Source organism: Caulobacter sp. 17J80-11, assembly GCF_014349105.1.
In the GTDB taxonomy this organism is placed as follows: Bacteria; Pseudomonadota; Alphaproteobacteria; order Caulobacterales; family Caulobacteraceae; genus 17J80-11.
On sequence record NZ_JACSJI010000005.1, the window covers coordinates 138,304 to 156,007 of the forward strand.

At 70.7% G+C, this 17,704-nt stretch carries 16 protein-coding genes; 8 read left to right on the forward strand and 8 right to left on the reverse strand.

Annotated features, from left to right (window positions below; genetic code table 11):
* Positions 1-55 precede the first annotated feature (55 nt).
* Entirely contained in the window at positions 56-1,834 is a 1,779-nt protein-coding gene (locus tag H8B08_RS07490; RefSeq protein ID WP_187449579.1) for a hypothetical protein, read from the forward strand.
* Positions 1,835-1,927: 93 nt separating this feature from the next.
* Complete coding sequence (locus tag H8B08_RS07495; RefSeq protein ID WP_187449580.1) at positions 1,928-3,475, forward strand: DHA2 family efflux MFS transporter permease subunit; 1,548 nt, start codon at positions 1,928-1,930, stop codon at positions 3,473-3,475.
* On the opposite strand, the gene H8B08_RS07500 is transcribed toward H8B08_RS07495, so the two are convergent.
* The 4 genes from H8B08_RS07500 to ahcY form a co-directional block, all read right to left on the reverse strand.
* Positions 3,460-4,584 (reverse strand): serine hydrolase domain-containing protein, encoded by a 1,125-nt coding sequence (locus tag H8B08_RS07500; RefSeq protein ID WP_187449581.1) that lies wholly within the window; start codon positions 4,582-4,584, stop codon positions 3,460-3,462. The genes H8B08_RS07495 and H8B08_RS07500 overlap by 16 nt on opposite strands.
* Positions 4,585-4,601: 17 nt before the next feature.
* Positions 4,602-5,459, reverse strand: coding sequence for a bifunctional hydroxymethylpyrimidine kinase/phosphomethylpyrimidine kinase (locus H8B08_RS07505; protein WP_187449582.1), 858 nt, complete (start codon positions 5,457-5,459; stop codon positions 4,602-4,604).
* 47 nt (positions 5,460-5,506) lie between these two features.
* Complete coding sequence (locus tag H8B08_RS07510) at positions 5,507-5,947, reverse strand: DUF805 domain-containing protein (RefSeq protein ID WP_187449583.1); 441 nt, start codon at positions 5,945-5,947, stop codon at positions 5,507-5,509.
* Positions 5,948-6,077: 130 nt separating this feature from the next.
* Positions 6,078-7,469, reverse strand: coding sequence for an adenosylhomocysteinase (gene ahcY / locus H8B08_RS07515; RefSeq protein WP_187449671.1), 1,392 nt, complete (start codon positions 7,467-7,469; stop codon positions 6,078-6,080).
* A 243-nt stretch (positions 7,470-7,712) separates the two neighbouring features.
* Here ahcY and H8B08_RS07520 point away from each other — a divergent pair, with 243 nt between their 5' ends.
* Positions 7,713-9,047, forward strand: coding sequence for an amidohydrolase family protein (locus tag H8B08_RS07520; RefSeq protein WP_187449584.1), 1,335 nt, complete (start codon positions 7,713-7,715; stop codon positions 9,045-9,047).
* 179 nt (positions 9,048-9,226) lie between these two features.
* Here H8B08_RS07520 and rarD read toward each other — a convergent pair whose 3' ends face one another.
* The 3 genes from rarD to H8B08_RS07535 all read right to left on the reverse strand — a co-directional run bounded on the left by rarD (position 9,227) and on the right by H8B08_RS07535 (position 11,778).
* Positions 9,227-10,189 (reverse strand): EamA family transporter RarD, encoded by a 963-nt coding sequence (rarD, locus tag H8B08_RS07525; protein ID WP_187449585.1) that lies wholly within the window; start codon positions 10,187-10,189, stop codon positions 9,227-9,229.
* Positions 10,186-11,214 (reverse strand): aspartate-semialdehyde dehydrogenase, encoded by a 1,029-nt coding sequence (locus H8B08_RS07530; RefSeq protein ID WP_187449586.1) that lies wholly within the window; start codon positions 11,212-11,214, stop codon positions 10,186-10,188. Before H8B08_RS07530 ends, rarD begins: the two co-directional genes overlap by 4 nt.
* An 84-nt stretch (positions 11,215-11,298) precedes the next feature.
* The gene (locus H8B08_RS07535; RefSeq protein WP_187449587.1) at positions 11,299-11,778 is read right to left on the reverse strand and encodes a hypothetical protein; all 480 of its coding nucleotides are present in this window, start codon (positions 11,776-11,778) and stop codon (positions 11,299-11,301) included.
* 134 nt (positions 11,779-11,912) lie between these two features.
* On the opposite strand from H8B08_RS07535, the gene H8B08_RS07540 reads away from it, so the two are divergent.
* From H8B08_RS07540 to H8B08_RS07560, 5 genes are all read left to right on the forward strand, one after another.
* Entirely contained in the window at positions 11,913-12,557 is a 645-nt protein-coding gene (locus tag H8B08_RS07540) for a phosphoribosylanthranilate isomerase (protein WP_187449588.1), read from the forward strand.
* Positions 12,558-12,595: 38 nt separating this feature from the next.
* Positions 12,596-13,810, forward strand: a complete 1,215-nt coding sequence (trpB, locus tag H8B08_RS07545) for a tryptophan synthase subunit beta (protein ID WP_187449589.1) — start codon at positions 12,596-12,598, stop codon at positions 13,808-13,810.
* A complete protein-coding gene (gene trpA / locus H8B08_RS07550; RefSeq protein ID WP_187449590.1) occupies positions 13,807-14,640 on the forward strand; it encodes a tryptophan synthase subunit alpha in 834 nt (277 codons plus the stop codon). The genes trpB and trpA overlap by 4 nt, the downstream gene beginning before the upstream one ends.
* Before the next feature lie 3 nt (positions 14,641-14,643).
* Entirely contained in the window at positions 14,644-15,573 is a 930-nt protein-coding gene (locus tag H8B08_RS07555; RefSeq protein ID WP_187449591.1) for an acetyl-CoA carboxylase carboxyltransferase subunit beta, read from the forward strand.
* Between the two features lie 194 nt (positions 15,574-15,767).
* A complete protein-coding gene (locus tag H8B08_RS07560) occupies positions 15,768-17,087 on the forward strand; it encodes a folylpolyglutamate synthase/dihydrofolate synthase family protein (protein WP_187449592.1) in 1,320 nt (439 codons plus the stop codon).
* 206 nt (positions 17,088-17,293) lie between these two features.
* Here the strand turns inward: H8B08_RS07560 and trxA are convergent, their stop codons facing one another.
* Positions 17,294-17,629, reverse strand: coding sequence for a thioredoxin (gene trxA / locus H8B08_RS07565; protein ID WP_163261438.1), 336 nt, complete (start codon positions 17,627-17,629; stop codon positions 17,294-17,296).
* Positions 17,630-17,704 lie beyond the last annotated feature (75 nt).

Here is a 17,704-nt window from a genome sequence, read left to right on the forward strand (position 1 = left end):
CGCAGCGGCGCCGCGTCACAGACCTTTGGAATACGATCGTCGGTATCGTCCCGGCATGACGTTGTTCCGGGGGCGTTTCGACGCCAAGCGCATCCTTCTCGCCGCCGTCGGCGGCTTCGCCCTGACGGCGGGCTCGGCTCAGGCCGTTCCGCCGCAGCCGACCCATTACACGGTCACGCCCGAAACGGTGGACGGGACCCTGCGCGACCTCGCCGTCGAGGTGAAGCTGCAGGGCGACGCCGACGGCGAGACCAAGATCGCCATGCCCAACGAGTGGTCCGGCGCGCACGAGCTGTACAAGGCCGTGCACGACCTGCGGGCCGAGGGCGCGACCCTGTCCATGAACGGCCCGGCCGAGGTCGTGCTGCGCCACGCGCCCAACGCGCCGGTGACCCTGCGCTACCGCGTGGTGCAGGACTTCGCCGGCGACCCGGCGGTCAGCGCCGGCGGCCCGCCGTTCCGCGCCGTGACCCGGCCCAAGTGGTTCTCCAGCGTGGGCTGGACCCTGTTCGGCGAGGTGAAGGGGCGGGTCAACGACCCGGTCAGCTTCTCCTGGGGCGCGGCCCCGGCCGGCTGGGCCCAGGCGTCCGACCTCGACCACGCCGCCCCGAACGGCCGGCGCATGATCGACCTGCTGGACAGCGTGCTGGTCGGCGGCGAGGGTCTGCAGGTGACCGAGCGCCAGGTGGCGGGCGGGCGCCTGCGTGTGGTCGTCCCGAGCGGCCAATGGCGCTTCACGGAAGCCAGCATGGCTGACCTGGCCGGCAAGATCGCGGAGGCCTCTTCGCAGTTCTGGGGCGACAAGGGCGAGGACTTCTTCGTCGCCCTGACCCCGCTGAACGCGCCGGGCGGCTCGACCGTGCAGTACGGCCTGGGCCTGGGCGACTCCTTCGCCCTGTGGGCCACGCCCAACGTCGAGCTGACGACGCTGAAGCACATCCTGGCGCACGAGCACCAGCACACCTGGTTCCCGGGTCGCTTCGGCGGCGTGCGCGGCGGCGCGGAAGAGCCGCTGGACTACTGGTTCAGCGAGGGCTTCACCGACTTCTACACCCTGCGCCTGCTGCTGCGGGCCGGCGTGTACAGCCCCGAAGAATTCGTCACCGACTTCAACCGCATCCTGCGCAACTATTCGGCCTCGCCGGCCCTGGGCGCGACCAACGCCCAGATCGCCAAGGCCTACTGGACCGACCGGGCCATGGCCGACCAGCCCTACCAGCGCGGCCTGCTGCTGGCCGCGACCTGGGATCACCGGCTGCGTCAGGCGACCGGCGGCCAGAAGGGCCTGGACGACGTGGTGCGCGCCATGCGCGGCCGCGAGGGCGGCGCCATCGCCCGTCTGGAGGCGGCCTATCCGGCGCTCGGCGGCGGCTCGCTGATGAAGGACGTGGCCAACTACGTCGACGCCGGCGGCCGGGTGCTGCTGCCGGCCGACCTGTTCGGCGACTGCGCCGAGGTTCGCACCATCCAGTCGCCGGTGTTCGACCGCGGCTTCGACACCGCCAAGACCAGCGCCCGCTTCGGCGTGGTCGACGGCGTCGATCCGGCCGGCCCGGCCTACGCCGCGGGCCTGCGCAACGGCATGCGCATCCTCAAGCGCGAGGGCGGTCAGAACGGCGACTCGCGGGTGGACCTGATCTACCGGGTCAGCGACGCCCAGGGCGAGCGGGTGATCCGCTACAAGCCCGAGGGCCGCCAGACGATGACCCTGCAGGAGATCGTCCTGGCCCCGAACATGACGCCCGAGAAGCGGGCCGCCTGCGCCGCCTCCATGGCCGGCTATGTCGGCCCGGCCCTGCAGGGCGCGACCCGCACCACGCACGCCGGCGCTTAAGGCGAGCGCTGAACGAACGAAGGCCCTCTCCGCCCGGCGGGGAGGGCCTTCGCACGTCTGCAACCCGCGTCGGCCCCGGACGCTTGATGGCGGATGTACGGCCCCAGCCGCCCGCCCTGCGATCGCGGCGTCGTCCAGGCGGCGCCCCCGCCGTCCCCGGCGGAAGCGGCCCTGTCGCCGGGGCGCAAGCGGCTGGTGCTGGGCGCCTCCGTGCTGGGCTCCAGCCTGGCCTTCATCGACAGCTCGGTGGTGGGCGTGGCCCTGCCGCAGATCCAGCGCGACCTCGCCGCCGGCGCCGCGGGGGCGCAGTGGATCGTCAACGCCTACCTGCTGGTGCTGGGCGCCTTCGTGCTGATCGGCGGCGCGGCTGGCGACCGGTTCGGCCGCCGACGCGTGTTCCTGATCGGCATCGGGATCTTCGCCGTGGCCTCGGCCGCCTGCGGCCTGGCCCCGAGCTCAGGCCTGCTGATCGCCGCGCGCGCATTGCAGGGCTTCGGGGCGGCCCTGCTCACCCCGGCGAGCCTGGCCCTGCTGGGCGCGGCCTTTCCGGAGAACGAGCGGGGCCGGGCGTTCGGGGCCTGGGCCGGGTTCGCTTCGCTGACTTCGGCGCTGGGCCCGCCGCTGGGCGGCTGGCTGACCGACGCGATCTCGTGGCGGGCGGTGTTCCTGATCAACCTGCCGGTCGCCGCGGTCGCGGTCCTGCTGACCCTGCGCTTCGTACCGGAGAGCCGCGACCCGGAGGCCGGGCGGCTGGACCTGCTGGGCGCGGGCCTGGCGGCCGGCGGTCTGGGCGCGCTGACCTGGGGCCTGACGGCCGCGCCCGACCGGGGCTTCGGCGATCCCGTGGTGCGGGCGGCCCTGGCCGGGGGCGTGCTGCTGTTCGCCGGCTTTCTGTTGGCCGAGGCGCGCGAGCGCCAGCCGATGATGCCGCTGGCGCTCTACCGCTCGCGCGCCTTCTCGGCGACCAACCTTCTGACCCTGCTGCTCTACTTCGCGCTCGGCGGGGCGATGTTCTTCCTGCCCTACGACCTGATCAGAAGCTCCGGCTACAGCGCCACCCAGGCCGGCGCGGCCCTGCTGCCGTTCTCGGCGGTGATGGGGGTGTTCTCGCCCCTGGCCGGGCGGCTGGGCGACCGCATCGGGCCCAGGCTACAGCTGACCGTCGGGCCGATCGTGGCCGGCGTCGGCCTTGTGTTGATCGGCCTGGTCGAGCCCGGCGCGCCCTACCTGACCCGCCTGCTGCCCGCCCTGCTGGTGATGGCGGTGGGCGTGACCACGGCGGTCGCGCCGCTGACCGCCACGGTCATGGGGGCGGTCGAGCCGCGCCACGCCGGCCTGGCTTCAGGCGTCAACAACGCCGTGGCCCGGGTCGCGGGCCTGCTGGCCGTGGCCGTGCTGGGCATCGTCCTGTCGGTCAGCTTCACGCGTGCGGTCGCAGCCCGCGGGGGCGATCCCGCGAAGGCGCGCGCCGAGCTGTCGGCGGTGATGGCCGGTCAGGCGCAGGGCGCGTCAGGCTCGATGGACGAGTTCCATGTCGCCATCCGCACGGTGATGTTCGTCGCCGGCGGCTGCGCGGCGGCCGGCGGGCTGGTCGCCTTCGTCGCGCTGGCCGGCGTGCGACCGCGTCAGAGCGCGGCGTAGAAGGCGTCGATCAGGCGCACGGCGCGCGGGTCGCCGATCAGGTGCGGGGACTGCTTGTTCATGACGTAGCCGGCCGACACCCGCGTCTCCGGATCGGCGAAGGCGCAGCTGCCGCCCCAGCCGGAGTGGCCGACGCTCAGCTCGCCCGGACCGTAGATCTTGATGGCCTTGTTGCGCAGGAAGCCGGCCGCCCAGGACAGCTTGTAGGGCAGCACCTTGTCCTGTCCGAAGATGCGTTCCTTGATGGCGTGGGCCAGGGTCGCGGGCGACAGCACCTGGCGGCCGTCGATCCGGCCGCCGTTGGCGATCACGCTCATGAAGCGGGCCAGGGCCGGGGCCGTGGCGTGCCCGTTGGCCGAGGGGATCTCGATCTTGCGCCACTCGGCCGTGCCCTTGCCGCCCGGCGAAGAGCCCTTGTCGAGGAAGGCCGCCTTCTTGATCGGGTCCAGCTCGCCGAGGTTCGGCGCGGCCGGCGGCTTTTGCATGTCGGCGGCGCGGGCGTGCTCGCTCTCCGGCAGGCCGATCCACAGATCCAGGCCGCAGGGGACGGCGAAGTCTTCGCGGAGCGCCTGGCCGACGCTGCGCCCGTCCGCCCGGCGGAAGATCTCGCCGGCCAGATAGCCGACCGTCACCGGGTGGTAGCCCGAGGCCGTGCCCGGCTCCCACATCGGGGCCTGGGCGCACAGCTCGCGCAGCACCGCCTCGCGGTCGAACCAGATGGAGGGATCCTGCTCGCGGGTGAAGCCCGGCAGGCCGGCCTGGTGCGAGAGCACCTGGGCGACGGTCAGCCGGTCCTTGCCCGCCTGACCGAACTCCGGCCACAGCTCGGCGACGCGCTGCTCGTAGTCGAGCTTACCCTGCTCCACCAGGGCGGCGATCATCAGGGCGGTGACCGCCTTGGTGGTCGAGAACACCGGGGTCAGGGTGTCGGGCCCGAACGCCTTCGTCTTCGGCCGGTCCGCGTAGCCGCCCCAGAGGTCGATCACGACCTGGCCGTCGATGGCCACGGCGAAACGGGCGCCGAGCTCGGCGCCCTCGGCGAAGTTGGCGGCGAAGGCGTCCTTCACCCGCGCGAAGCGGTCCGGACAGGTCCCGTGGATTTCGGTCATGGGGGAGGGGCCCGACTTTACGAGAGGGTCTCTATTCGCACGCTTGCGGTCGGTCGCGCCAGCCGTTCGCCCAGCGCCACGATCGGCAGTTCGAAGGCCTTCCAGACGACGCAGGCCTCGGCCGTCTCGGCCACGCCCTGAACGGCGCGATAGAGCGCGTCGTGCGGGGCCAGCCCCTCGACCATCGCCGCGCCGAACAGGGCGGTCATGAGGTCGCCGGTGCCGCGTGGGATGTCCGGCAGGCGCGCGTGCGAGGCCAAAAGCGAGGCGCCGCGGTCGACGTAGAGCACCCCGATCTGGTCGTCGTCCTCGACCGGCACGGAGGTGACCAGCACCGGCTTGTCCAGGGTGCGGGCGATCTGGGCGATGTCGCGCGGGTAGTCGGCCTCAAGGCCGGTCAGCTGCGACAGTTCCCACACGTTGGGGGTCAGGATGTCGGCGCGCGGGACCAGGTCGAGCGCAATGGCCTGCGCCACCTCCTCCTTCACATAAAGGCCCTTGTCGGCGTCGCCCATGATGGGGTCGACGATCACCGTCAGGCGGGGGCCGTAGGCGCGCGGGTCGCGCGTGGCCTCGCGGGCCCGGTCGATGGCCTCCGCCGCGATCCAAACCTGTTCGGCCGAGGCGAAGTAGCCGGTGATCAGCACGTCGGTCAGGGCCAGCAGCCCGTTCGCTTCGACGCCCTCGACCACGCCCCGGAAGGTCTGGGCGCCCACGGCGCCGCCGCCGGGCGGGCCCCAGCCGGGGTGGCGGCCGAACAGCACGGTCGGCGCGACCACGGGGTCGATCTTGAAGGGCGCGAGCGCCAGCGCCTGGGCCATGCCGCCGACCCGGCTGCCGGCCACGTAGCTGGAGAGGATCAGCGCGAGGGGCATGGCTGACAGCTAAGCCGTACCGACCGCGCGCGCCACCCCGTGTTCGCTCAGGCGACCGAATCCAGGGTCATGGTCGCCTGCCGGGTCGTCGGCGCGCCGCGGCCGCGCGGGTCCGGGCCGTGACCGTTCGGGCCGATGGTGCCGGGCAGCAGGCTGAACACCAGCATGACCACGCCGGCGCCCGGAATGAGGCTGACAAGGACCCAGAAGCCGGAGTTGTCGCTGTCATGCAGCCGCCGGACGATCAGCGCCAGGCGCGGGATGAACAGGGCCAGGTAGGTCACGACGGCGGCCAGCACCGCCACCGTGAAGGCGACCGACGGTACTTCGCCCTTCTCCGTCGGGTTCATGATCGTCACGGTCGCCAGGACGGCCAGGAAGGCCATGGCCAGGATCATGATGAACAACTGGAACAGCCAGAATTCCGTGCGGCAGGCCCGTCCCTGGAAGTCGGCGTAGCGCCGTAGCGGCTTAAACATCAAAGACATGCGCCCCTCCCCCGAGCAGCTCGCCGTCTTTCGCTAGCACGCGCGCGGCGGCCGTCCAACGCATGCACCGGATACGAGAAAGGGCGCGGAGGTCTCCCTCCGCGCCCTTCGAAGCTCGCGCCGGCCGCGCTCAGTAGCGGTAGTGATCCGGCTTGAACGGACCTTCCGGCGACACGCCGATGTAGTCGGCCTGGTCCTTGGACATCTTGGTCAGCTTCACGCCCAGCTTGTCGAGGTGCAGGGCCGCGACCTTCTCGTCCAGCTTCTTGGGCAGGGTGTAGACCTGGTTCTCGTAGGCCTTGATGTTGGTCCACAGCTCGATCTGGGCCAGCGTCTGGTTGGTGAAGCTGGCCGACATCACGAACGACGGGTGGCCGGTGGCGTTGCCCAGGTTCACCAGGCGGCCTTCCGACAGCAGGATGATCTTCTTGCCGTCCGGGAACTCCACGTGGTGGACCTGCGGCTTGATCTCGTCCCACTTGAAGTTGCGCAGGCCTGCGACCTGAATCTCAGAGTCGAAGTGGCCGATGTTGCAGACGATGGCGTTGTTCTTCATCCGCCGCATGTGGTCGACGGTGATGACGTCCTTGTTGCCGGTGGCGGTGACGAAGATGTCGGCGTGCTCGGCCGCCTCATCCAGGGTCTGGACCGAATAGCCTTCCATCGCCGCCTGCAGGGCGCAGATCGGGTCGATCTCGGTGACGATCACGCGGGCGCCGCCGTTACGCAGCGAAGCGGCCGAGCCCTTGCCCACGTCGCCGTAGCCGCAGACCACGGCGACCTTGCCGGCCAGCATCACGTCGGTGCCGCGGCGGATGGCGTCCACCAGGCTCTCGCGGCAGCCGTACAGGTTGTCGAACTTCGACTTGGTGACGCTGTCGTTGACGTTGATCGCCGGGTACGGCAGCTCGCCCTTGGCGGCCAGCTGGTACAGACGGTGCACGCCGGTCGTGGTCTCTTCCGACACGCCCTGGATGGCGGCGCGGATGGCCGAATAGAAGCCCGGCTTCTCGGCCAGATAGCGCTTCATCACGGCGAAGAGGGCTTCCTCCTCGTCGTTCTGCGGATTGTTCAGGATCGACGGATCCTTCTCGGCCTTCGGGCCGAGCACGGTCAACAGGGTGGCGTCGCCGCCGTCGTCCAGGATCAGGTTCGGGTAGCCGCCGTCGTGCCACTCGAAGATCTTGTGGGCGTATTCCCAGTACTCGTAGAGCGTCTCGCCCTTGATCGCGAACACCGGCGTGCCGGCGGCGGCGATGGCGGCGGCGGCGTGGTCCTGGGTCGAGAAGATGTTGCACGAGGCCCAGCGCACTTCGGCGCCCAGCGCTTCCAGCGTCTGGATCAACACCGCCGTCTGGATCGTCATGTGCAGCGATCCGGCGATGCGCGCGCCCTTCAGCGGCTGCGCCTTGCCGTACTCGGCGCGCACCGCCATCAGGCCGGGCATCTCGGTCTCGGCGATCTCGATCTCCTTGCGACCCCAGTCGGCGAGCGAGATGTCCTTCACGATGTAGTCGGTCACGGCGGTCTCCGGCGCAGTACGGTCCATCACGGCGAAATCGGTCATCGCTGTCTCCGCTAATCGGCGTTTCGGGCTCTATAGCGGCCGCGGCCGGGACCCGCAATCGGGATATAAAGATATCTTTATATGATTGTTCCGAGCGCCCGCAGTGCGAGGCGTGGGTTCAGTTGGACGCCAAACCGTCTTTCGCATTTCGCCAGCCGCGCTAGTCTCCCGCAAAACAATACGTCGAGGGGGAGTCCCATGAAGTTGTCCGCCCGCGCGGCCTGCGCCGCCGCGATCGCCGCCGTCCTGTCTGTCGCGGCCGGCGCCGCCAGCGCCGCCGACCAGCTGACCATCGTCCAGGCCGGCAAGCTGCTGGACCGTCCGGGCCAGGCGCCGCGCACCAACGCTTCGGTGCTGATCCGCAACGGCAAGATCGAGGCTGTGCGCGACGGCTTCGTCGGGCCCGAGGCCTTCGGCGCCGACGCGGCCTCGGTGCAGATCGTCGACCTGAAGGACCGCTTCGTCCTGCCGGGCCTGATCGACAGCCACGTGCACCTGACCTCCGACCGCGCTGGCGCCGAGGGCCAGCTGGCCAGCGTCACCGACTCGGTGGCCGACTTCGCCTACGAGGCGGCCTGGAACGGCCAGAAGACGCTCGCCGCAGGCTTCACGACCGTGCGCAATCTCGGCGACGAGGACGGCGTGACCCTGGCGCTGCGCGACGCGGTCGCCGCCGGCCGGATCGCCGGCCCGCGCATCGTCGACGCCGCCACCCCGATCTCGACCACCTCGGGCCACATGGACGGCCGGCTCGGCTTCAAGGACGACTTCTACGAGGCCATTCCGCACGACAACGTCTGCGACGGGCCGGAAAGCTGCCGCGAGGCGGTGCGCCTGCAGATCGGCCGCGGCGCCGACGTGATCAAGATCGCCACCACCGGCGGCGTGAACAGCCGGCTCGGCGCGGGCCTGGGCGCTCAGATGTTCGACGACGAGGCCAAGGCTCTGATCGAGACCGCGCACCTCTACGGCAAGAAGGTCGCTGTCCACGCCCACGGCGCCGACGGCATCAAGCTGGCCCTGCGCTACGGCGCGGACTCCATCGAGCACGGCACCCTGATGGACGAGGAGAGCGTGAAGCTGTTCCTCAAGACCGGCGCCTACTACGTGCCGACCCTGTCGACCGTGAACGGCTACAAGGAACGCCTGGCCAAGGATCCGAACGCCTATGCGCCGGAGGTGAAGGCCAAGATCGAATGGCGCATCGGCATCACCGGCAAGTCGCTGAAGCTGGCCCACGACCGCGGCGTGAAGATCGCCTTCGGCACCGACGCCGGCGTCTCCAAGCACGGCCGCAACGCCGACGAATTCGAGCTGCTGGTCCAGTACGGCCTGACCTCGTCGGAGGCCATCCAGGCCGCCACCACCAACGCCGCCGACCTGCTGGGCCTGTCCTCCGAGATCGGCTCGCTGGAGCCGGGCAAGCGCGCCGACCTCATCGCGGTGGCCGGCGACCCGTTGGCCGACGTGAAGGTGCTGAAGTCGGTCGGCTTCGTCATGAAGGACGGCAAGGTGTTCAAGGACGCGCGGTAGGCGCGTCCTTTCCCCACTCTGGGATCGTCATCCCGGCCGCAGCGGAGCGAAGCGCAGCGGAGAGCCGGGACCCAGCAAGCGCCGCGCTTGTTGCGGGCCGGCTTCGCAGTGTTGATGTCGAGCTTGCTGGGTCCCGGATAAGCGCTGCGCGCTTTCCGGGATGACGGTTGGAGGGGCAGTTACGCCGCCGGCCGTCCCGTCGCCGGTTCTGCTTCGGCCGCCCCCTCCGCCTCGATCGCCGCCGCCGCCAGCTTGCGTTCGCGCACCTTGCGCCAGGCGCCGAAGGCGAACACGCCCGCGCCCAGCCAGATGAAGGCGAAGGACACGCCCCGCAGCCAGTCGAAGCGCTCGCCCTGGCTGACGCCGATGAAGAAGCTGATGGTCGGCGCCAGGAACTGCAGGAAGCCCATGGTCGACAGCGGCATGCGCCGGGCCGCCCAGCTGAACAGCACCAGCGGGAACACCGTCATCGGCCCGGCCAGGCTGAGCCAGAAGGCGGCCGAGGCGCTGCGGGTGAAGTGGCCCTGGCCCGAGCCTTCCAGCCAGGCGAGGTAAAGCGCGCCGGGCAGGGTCAGCAGCAGGCACTCGACGAACAGGCCGGTCTGGGCCTCGGCCGACACCTTCTTGCGGATCACGCCGTAGGCGGCGAACGAGACCGCGAGCGTCAGGGACACCCAGGGCAGGTGGCCCAGCGCCACGCCCTGGAACACCACGCCGACCGCCGCCAGGCCGATGGCGGCCCGACCGAAGCGGTCGATCCGTTCCCGGAACATCCAGGCGCCCAGCGCCATGTTGAGCAGCGGGTTGAGGTAGTAGCCGAGGCTGGTCTCCAGCGTGCGGCCGGAGTTCACCGCCCACACGAACAGGGTCCAGTTGATGGCGATCAGCACGGTGGAGACGGCCAGCAGACCGACCACGCGCGGGGTCTTCAGCACCCGGACGACCTGCGGGCCCTGCCTGGCCAGCACGACCAGCAGGCCGGCCCACAGCACCGACCAGACGGCGCGGTGGCCCATGATCTCCCAGGCGTCGGCGCCGGCCCGGCCCATCGGCTGGTAGACCAGCGGCGCCAGGCCCCAGAGCGCGTAGCAGGCGACGCCGGCGACCAGCGCCGTGCGCGCCTGCGCGTGCTCGTCGCTCACGCCGTCGCCCGGTTGAGCAGGCCGCGCTCGTGGGCGAGCTCGGCGATCTGCACGGCGTTCAGCGCCGCGCCCTTGCGCAGGTTGTCGGCGACGACCCAGAGGTTCAGGCCGTTTTCGATGGTCGGATCCTTGCGGATGCGGCTGACGTAGACCGGGAACTCGCCCTGGGCTTCCTTGGGCGTGACGTAGCCGCCGTCCTCGCGCTTATCGATCACCACCACGCCCGGCGCGGCGCGCAGGATGTCGCGCGCCTCGTCCTCGTCCAGCGGCTTGGCGAACTCTAGGTTCACCGCCTCGGAGTGGCCGACGAACACCGGCACGCGCACGCAGGTGGCGGTCACCTGGATCGACGGATCGAGGATCTTCTGGGTCTCGACCGCCATCTTCCACTCTTCCTTGGTGGAGCCGTCGTCCATGAAGACGTCGATGTGCGGGATGACGTTGAAGGCGATCTGCTTGGTGAACTTCTTGGGCGGCGGGGCGCCCAGGACGAACACGCCCTTGGTCTGGTCCCACAGCTCGTCCATGCCGGCTTTGCCCGCGCCGGACACCGACTGGTAGGTCGACACCACCACCCGCTTGATCGGGGCGACGTCGTGCAGCGGCTTCAGCGCCACCACCAGCTGGGCGGTCGAGCAGTTCGGGTTGGCGATGATGTTCTTGCGGTAGCTGTCCTCGATCGCGTCGGGGTTCACCTCCGGCACGATCAGCGGCACGTCCGGGTCCATGCGGAAGGCCGAGGAGTTGTCGATCACCAGCGGGCCCTGGGCGCCGATCTTTTCAGACCAGGCGCGGCTGACGTCGCCGCCGGCGCTCATCAGGACGAGGTCGACCTTGGAGAAATCGAACTGCTCGATGTCCTGGCATTTGAGGATTTTCTCGCCGAACGAGACCTCGACGCCCAGCGAGCGGCGCGAGGCCACGGCGTGGATTTCGGAGACCGGGAATTCCAGCTCCTCGAGGATGTTCATCATTTCCCGGCCGACATTGCCGGTGGCGCCCACGACGGCGACCCGATAGCCCATGGAAGGCTCCTGAAAAGGCGAGAGGGCCGCGGGGAGGTGCGGCCGAGGTCCATTTAGGACTACGCGTGGCGCGCGAAAAGCGGGTCAGGGCCTCGGGCGGTAGAAATAGTCATAGCGGGGGCTCCAGGTGGCCCCGCCGTCGCGCGAGACGTCGGACCATTGGCGCAGGCCGCCGTCGGACAGCGGTTGCAGGCGCATGACGATCAGCAGGTCGCTCTGGCCGGGGCGGGGCTGGCTCGTGTGCAACTCCATCGCCTCGCCGGTCCAGCTGCCGGCGAACGCCCGGGCGGCCCCGGTCGAGCCGGCCCCGAACTGCCGCCACTGGCCGGCCGCCTTGTCCCAGGCGTTCAGGCTGCCGCCGACGAAGCCGTCCGGGCTGTGGAACTCCTCGCGCACGGCGCAGCCTTCCCAGGCCGGCTCGACCACGCTTTCGCCGGCGATCGCGCCGGTCCTGGCGTCGATCACGGTCCAGCGGCCGATCCAGAAGTCGAGCTGCCGGTGCTCGGGGGCGGAGCAGGCGGGAGAGGCGGCGACCGTGGCGGCCAGGAGCAGGGCGTCCAGCATGGCGGGACGCTGGAGCGCCGTGACTCCGCCGGCAAGGCTGTTGCGGCGAAGGCCGACGTCGCGCGGCGAAACCGCAGGGCGCTCCGTCCGGGATCGGCCTTGACGAAGGCGCGATCGAGGGACACGAGGCGCGGATGACCCTCGCCAAGATCTGCGGCCTGTCCACGCCGGAAGCCGTCCGCGCCGCCGTGGACGGCCGCGCCGCGCACCTCGGCTTCGTGTTCTTTCCGAAGAGTCCGCGCAACGTCGCGCCCGAGGTCGCCGCCCGCCTGGTCGAGCCGGTGCGCCAGCGCGGCGGCGTAAAGGTGGTGGCCGTCATGGTCGACCCTTCCGACGCCGAGGTCGACGCGGTGGCGCGGGCCCTGCGCCCCGACCTGATCCAGCTACACGGGGCCGAGAAGCCGCCGCGGGCGCGCGAGATCGCGGCCCGGTCCGGGGCGGGGATCGTCAAGGCCCTGTCCGTCTCCGACAGCTCCGACGTCGAGGCGGCGCGCGCCTACCAGCCGGTGGTCGAGCACCTGATGTTCGACGCCAGGCCGCCCAAGGACTCCGACCTGCCGGGCGGGGTGGGGGCGCGGTTCGACTGGACCATCCTGTCGGGGCGCCGGTTCGACCGGCCGTGGTTCCTGGCCGGCGGGCTGGATCCCTGGAACGTCGCCGAAGCCGTGAAGGCGTCCGGCGCGCCGATGGTGGACGTTTCCTCTGGCGTGGAGCGTGGGCCGGGCTTAAAAGACCCGCTTCTGATCAAGGCTTTCCTCGAAGCCGTGGGTCGGATCTGAGCATCGCTCGGGCGGGGGCGCCCAGGACGAGAGACCGCGTGAACGCATCGCTATCGAACGCCTACGCCTGGCCGGACGCTGACGGCCGGTTCGGCGACTACGGCGGCCGTTACGTCGCCGAGACCCTGATGCCGCTGGTGCTGGAGCTGGACCGCGCCTACGCGGCGGCCAAGGCCGACCCGGCGTTCCAGGCCGAACTGGACGGCTTCCTGACCCACTATGTGGGCCGGCCGAGTCCGCTGTACTTCGCCGAGCGCCTGACCGAGCACTTCGGCGGGGCGAAAATTTACTTCAAGCGCGACGAGCTCAATCACACCGGCGCGCACAAGATCAACAACTGCATGGGCCAGATCCTGCTGGCCCGCCGCATGGGCAAGACCCGCATCATCGCCGAGACCGGGGCCGGCCAGCACGGGGTGGCCACCGCCACCGTCTGCGCCCGCTTCGGCCTGCCCTGCGTGGTCTACATGGGCGCCACCGACGTCGAGCGGCAGAAGCCCAACGTCTTCCGCATGCGCCTGCTCGGCGCGGAAGTGATCCCCGTCACCTCGGGCACCGGCACCCTCAAGGACGCCATGAACGAGGCCATGCGCGACTGGGTGACCAACGTCGCCGACACCTTCTACATCATCGGCACCGCCGCCGGCCCGCACCCCTATCCGGCCATGGTCCGCGACTTCCAGACGGTGATCGGCCGCGAGGTGAAGCAGCAGATCATGGAAGCGGAAGGTCGCCTGCCCGACGCCGTGGTGGCCTGCATCGGCGGGGGCTCCAACGCCATCGGCCTGTTTCACCCGTTCATCGAGGACGAGGGCGTGCGCCTGATCGGGGTCGAGGCCGCCGGCCACGGCATCGACACCGGCGCCCACGCCGCCTCGCTGAAGGGGGGCCGCCCGGGCGTGCTGCACGGCAACAAGACCTACCTGCTGCAGGACCCCGACGGCCAGATCATCGACGCCCACTCGATTTCCGCCGGCCTGGACTATCCGGGCATCGGGCCGGAGCACGCGCACCTGAACGACATCGGCCGGGCCGAGTACGTGTCGGCCACCGACACCGAGGCGCTGGAGGCCTTCCAGCTGTGCGCCTCGCTCGAGGGCATCATCCCCGCGCTCGAGCCGTCGCACGCCATCGCCCGTGTCGGCGAGGTCGCCCGCGAGATCGGCAAGGACGGCGTGGTGGTGCTGATGATGTCCGGCCGTGGCGACAAGGACATCTTCACCGTGGCCGACGCGCTGGGGACCAAGCTTTGACCAAGACGCGCCTGGACACGCGCTTCGCCGCCCTGAAGGCGGAGGGCCGCGCCGCCTTCGTCGCCTACGTCATGGCCGGCGACCCCGACGCCGACACCTCGTTCCAGATCATGCAGGGCTTGGTCGGGGCCGGCGCCGACGTGATCGAGCTGGGCTTCCCGTTCTCCGATCCCATGGCCGAAGGCCCGCCGATCCAGAAGGCGTCGCTGCGCGCGCTGAAGGCCGGCATGACGCTGTCCGGAACGCTGGCGCTGGTCCGCCGTTTCCGTGACGGGGACGCCGAGACGCCGCTGGTGCTCATGGGCTACCTGAACCCGCTCTTCTCCTACGGCTACGCCCGGTTCGCCCGCGAGGCGGCCGAGGCCGGCGTGGACGGCCTGATCGTGGTCGACTGTCCGCCGGAAGAGGCCGACCCGCTGGCGGACGAACTGGACGCGGCCGGGATTTCCTTGATCCGCCTGGCCACGCCGACCACCGACGACCGGCGCCTGCCGGTCGTGGTTCGCCGGACGTCGGGCTTCGTGTACTATGTGTCCGTCGCCGGGGTGACCGGCGTGCGCGAGGCCGACGCCTCGGCCGTGGCGCCCGCGGTGGAGCGGGTTCGGGCCGCGTCGGGCTTGCCGGTGGCGGTGGGCTTCGGCATCAAGACGCCCGAGCGCGCCGCCGAAGTGGCGCGGGTGGCCGACGCCGCCGTGGTCGGCTCGGCGCTGGTGGACGAGATCGCTGTGGCGCTGGCGGCGAACGAAGCGCCAGTGTCGAAAGTTGTGGAAAGGGCTGCGCAATTGGCTAAGGCTGTGCGGTCTGCGCGTGTCAGTAAGGCGGGGGCCTGACGAATGGTGATGGCCGAGAAATTCGACGACAAGGGCGGCGAACGCGGGACCAAGGCTGGCGAGCGCCGTGAGCGCGGCGGCTGGCTGGCCAAGATCGCGCCCGGCGTCCGCAAGGCTTTCGCGAAACGCGACACGCCCGAGAACCTCTGGGTCAAGTGCCCGGACACGGGCGAGATGATCTACCGCCCGGACCTGGAGGCGGCCCAGTGGGTCACCCCGTCCGGCCGGCACATGCGGATCGGGTCGGAAGCCCGGTTCCGCTACACCTTCGACGGCGCCGAGTGGGAAAAGCTGCCCACCCCGCCGGTTCCGGAAGATCCGCTGAAGTTCTTCGACGGCCGTCCCTACCGTGAGCGGCTGGCCGCCGCCCGCAAGGCGACCGGCGCCCAGGACGCCATGGCCATCGGCTATGGGACCATCAAGGGCGTGAAGACCGTCGTGCTGGTCCAGGACTTCGCCTTCATGGGCGGTTCGCTGGGCATGGCCGCGGGCGAGGGCTTCATCGCCGCCGCCGAAGCTGCGGTCGCCCGCGGCGTCCCGCTGGTGGTGTTCACCGCCGCCGGCGGCGCGCGCATGCAGGAAGGCGCCCTGTCGCTGATGCAGATGGCCCGCACCACCCTGGCCATCCAGGAGCTGAAGCGCGCCCAGCTGCCCTACGTCGTGGTCATGACCGACCCGACCACCGGCGGGGTCACCGCCTCCTACGCCATGCTGGGCGACGTGCACTTCGGCGAGCCGGGCGCGCTGATCGGCTTCGCCGGCCCGCGCGTGATCGAGCAGACCATCCGCGAAAAGCTGCCGCCGGGCTTCCAGCGCTCGGAGTACCTGGTCGAGAAGGGCATGGTCGACCGCGTCGTCCACCGCCACGAAATGCGCGACGTGCTGGGCGCGGTGCTCGGCATGCTGCTGGGCGGCAAGCGCCGGGCGGCGTGATTTTCTCCTCCCCTGCGTAGCGGGGGAGGGGGACCACACGAAGTGTGGTGGAGGGGGCGAGCCGGTGCGCGCCCCCTTTCGTTTGGCTACATCTCGTTGAACTCGAACGGGTCGGGGCGGCGGTTCGCCCCCTCCACCGCCCTGCGGGCGGTCCCCCTCCCCCGTTCCGCTGCGCTCCACAGGGGAGGAGTAGAATGACCGACCGCCTCCTGCCCCACGACGCCGCGCTGGAGCGGCTGAAGGCGCTGCATCCCAAGAAGATCGACCTGTCGCTGGGGCGCATGCAGCGCCTTTGCAGCGCGCTGGGTGATCCGGAGCTCAAGCTGCCGCCGGTGGTCCACGTGGCCGGCACCAACGGCAAGGGCTCGACCGTCGCCTTCGTGCGCGCCATCGCGGAAGCCGCGGGCCTGAAGGTCCACGTCTACACCTCGCCCCACCTGGTCCGCTTCGCCGAGCGCATCCGCGTGGCCGGCCGGCTGATCAGCGACGAGGAACTGGCCGCGGTGCTGGACCGGGTCGAGCAGGCCAACGCCGGCGAGCCGATCACCTTCTTCGAGGTGACGACCGCGGCCGCCTTCACCGCCTTCGCCGACACGCCCGCGGATCTCTGCATCCTGGAGGTCGGGCTGGGCGGCAAGCTCGACGCCACCAACGTGATCGGCGCGCCAGCGGTCAGCGTGATCGCGCCCGTCGACCTGGACCACCGCGAATTCCTCGGCGGCACCATCGAGGAGGTCGCCGCCGAGAAGGCCGGCATCCTCAAGCGCGGCGGACCGGCCGTGATCGGCCGCCAGTCCGAGGCCGCCTTCGCGGTCATCGAAGCCCAGGCCGAGCGGATCGGCGCGCCCCTGACCGTGCTGGGCCGCGACTTCGACGCCTTCTCCGAGCGCGGCGGCATGGTGTTCCAGGGCGCCGACCGGCTTCTGGACCTGCCCCTCCCGTCGCTGCCGGGCGCGCACCAGATCGACAACGCCGGCGCGGCGGTCGCCGCCGCCGTGCTGCTGAACCATCCGAAGATCGACGAGGCGGCGATCGCGCGCGGCCTGACCTCGGCCGTGTGGCCGGCCCGGTTCCAGAAGCTGGCCGCCGGTCCGCTGGCCGAGCGGGCGCGCGCAGCCGGGGCGGAGCTCTATCTGGACGGTGGGCACAATCCCCACGCCGCCCGCGCCGTGGCCGACGCGCTTTCCGCCCTGACCCGCCGCGACGGGCGTCCGCCGGTGCTGATCGCGGGCCTGCTGGCCAACAAGGACGCGGCCGGCTTCTTCGGGGCCTTCGCCGATCTCGGCCCGCGCATCTTCACCGTCCCGTTCGAGAGCGAGACCGCCACCCAGCCAGAGGCGCTGGCCGGGGCCGCGCGCGAGGCCGGCCTTGCGGCGACCGCCTGCGAGAGCGTCGACGAGGCGCTGGATCAGGCGCTGGCGGCGGCCGGCGAGCGGGCCCGGGTGGTGATCTGCGGCTCGCTCTATCTGGCTGGAGAAGTGCTGGCGCGGTCGCCGGAGACCTGGCCCAACTAACCTTCTCCCCTTGCGGGAGAAGGAGGGGCCCGCCGGCCGCAGGCCGGTGGGAGGATGAGGGGTTGCACGACCTTTCAGGCCTCGGCTCGACCCCTCACCCTCCCATGCTTCGCGTGGGCCCCTCCCTCTCCCGCAAGGGGAGAGGGAAAAAGCAAAAGGGACGCCCGAAGGCGTCCCTCAAACTTTCAGCGAAAATCGGTCGGGGCTCACGCCGCCGAGGCGACGCCGGTCTCCGACAGCCATTCCAGGATCTTCTGCTTGGGCATGGCGCCGACCTTCATCGAGGTCATGTGGCCGTCCTTGAACAGCATCAGGGTCGGAATGCCCTTCACGCCGTAGCGGGTCGGGACCGACGGGCTGTCCTCGATGTTGACCTTGGCGATGGTCACCTGGTCGGCCAGCTCTTCGGAGATCTGCTCCAGCGCGGGAGCGATCTGCTTGCAGGGGCCGCACCACTCGGCCCAGAAGTCGACCAGCACGGGCTTGCCCGACTTCAGGACGTCGAGTTCGAACGATTCGTCCGTGACCTTCACAGTGGCCATCAGAGATCTCTCCTCACAGTTCGCGCCCTAGCTAGCGCGATTCTTCGTCAGCCCATGTGGGGTCGCATGTGACCC

Bases quoted from the DNA above. Each gene is read 5' to 3' on its own strand.
- H8B08_RS07495 (WP_187449580.1), top strand. From the start codon at position 1,928: ATGTACGGCCCCAGCCGCCCGCCCTGCGATCGCGGCGTCGTCCAGGCG.
- H8B08_RS07490 (WP_187449579.1), top strand. From the start codon at position 56: ATGACGTTGTTCCGGGGGCGTTTCGACGCCAAGCGCATCCTTCTCGCC.
- H8B08_RS07530 (WP_187449586.1), bottom strand. From the start codon at position 11,214: ATGGGCTATCGGGTCGCCGTCGTGGGCGCCACCGGCAATGTCGGCCGG.
- H8B08_RS07505 (WP_187449582.1), bottom strand. From the start codon at position 5,459: ATGCCCCTCGCGCTGATCCTCTCCAGCTACGTGGCCGGCAGCCGGGTC.
- H8B08_RS07535 (WP_187449587.1), bottom strand. From the start codon at position 11,778: ATGCTGGACGCCCTGCTCCTGGCCGCCACGGTCGCCGCCTCTCCCGCC.
- H8B08_RS07540 (WP_187449588.1), top strand. From the start codon at position 11,913: ATGACCCTCGCCAAGATCTGCGGCCTGTCCACGCCGGAAGCCGTCCGC.
- H8B08_RS07520 (WP_187449584.1), top strand. From the start codon at position 7,713: ATGAAGTTGTCCGCCCGCGCGGCCTGCGCCGCCGCGATCGCCGCCGTC.
- H8B08_RS07560 (WP_187449592.1), top strand. From the start codon at position 15,768: ATGACCGACCGCCTCCTGCCCCACGACGCCGCGCTGGAGCGGCTGAAG.
- H8B08_RS07500 (WP_187449581.1), bottom strand. From the start codon at position 4,584: ATGACCGAAATCCACGGGACCTGTCCGGACCGCTTCGCGCGGGTGAAG.
- H8B08_RS07555 (WP_187449591.1), top strand. From the start codon at position 14,644: ATGGTGATGGCCGAGAAATTCGACGACAAGGGCGGCGAACGCGGGACC.
- H8B08_RS07510 (WP_187449583.1), bottom strand. From the start codon at position 5,947: ATGTCTTTGATGTTTAAGCCGCTACGGCGCTACGCCGACTTCCAGGGA.
- trxA (WP_163261438.1), bottom strand. From the start codon at position 17,629: ATGGCCACTGTGAAGGTCACGGACGAATCGTTCGAACTCGACGTCCTG.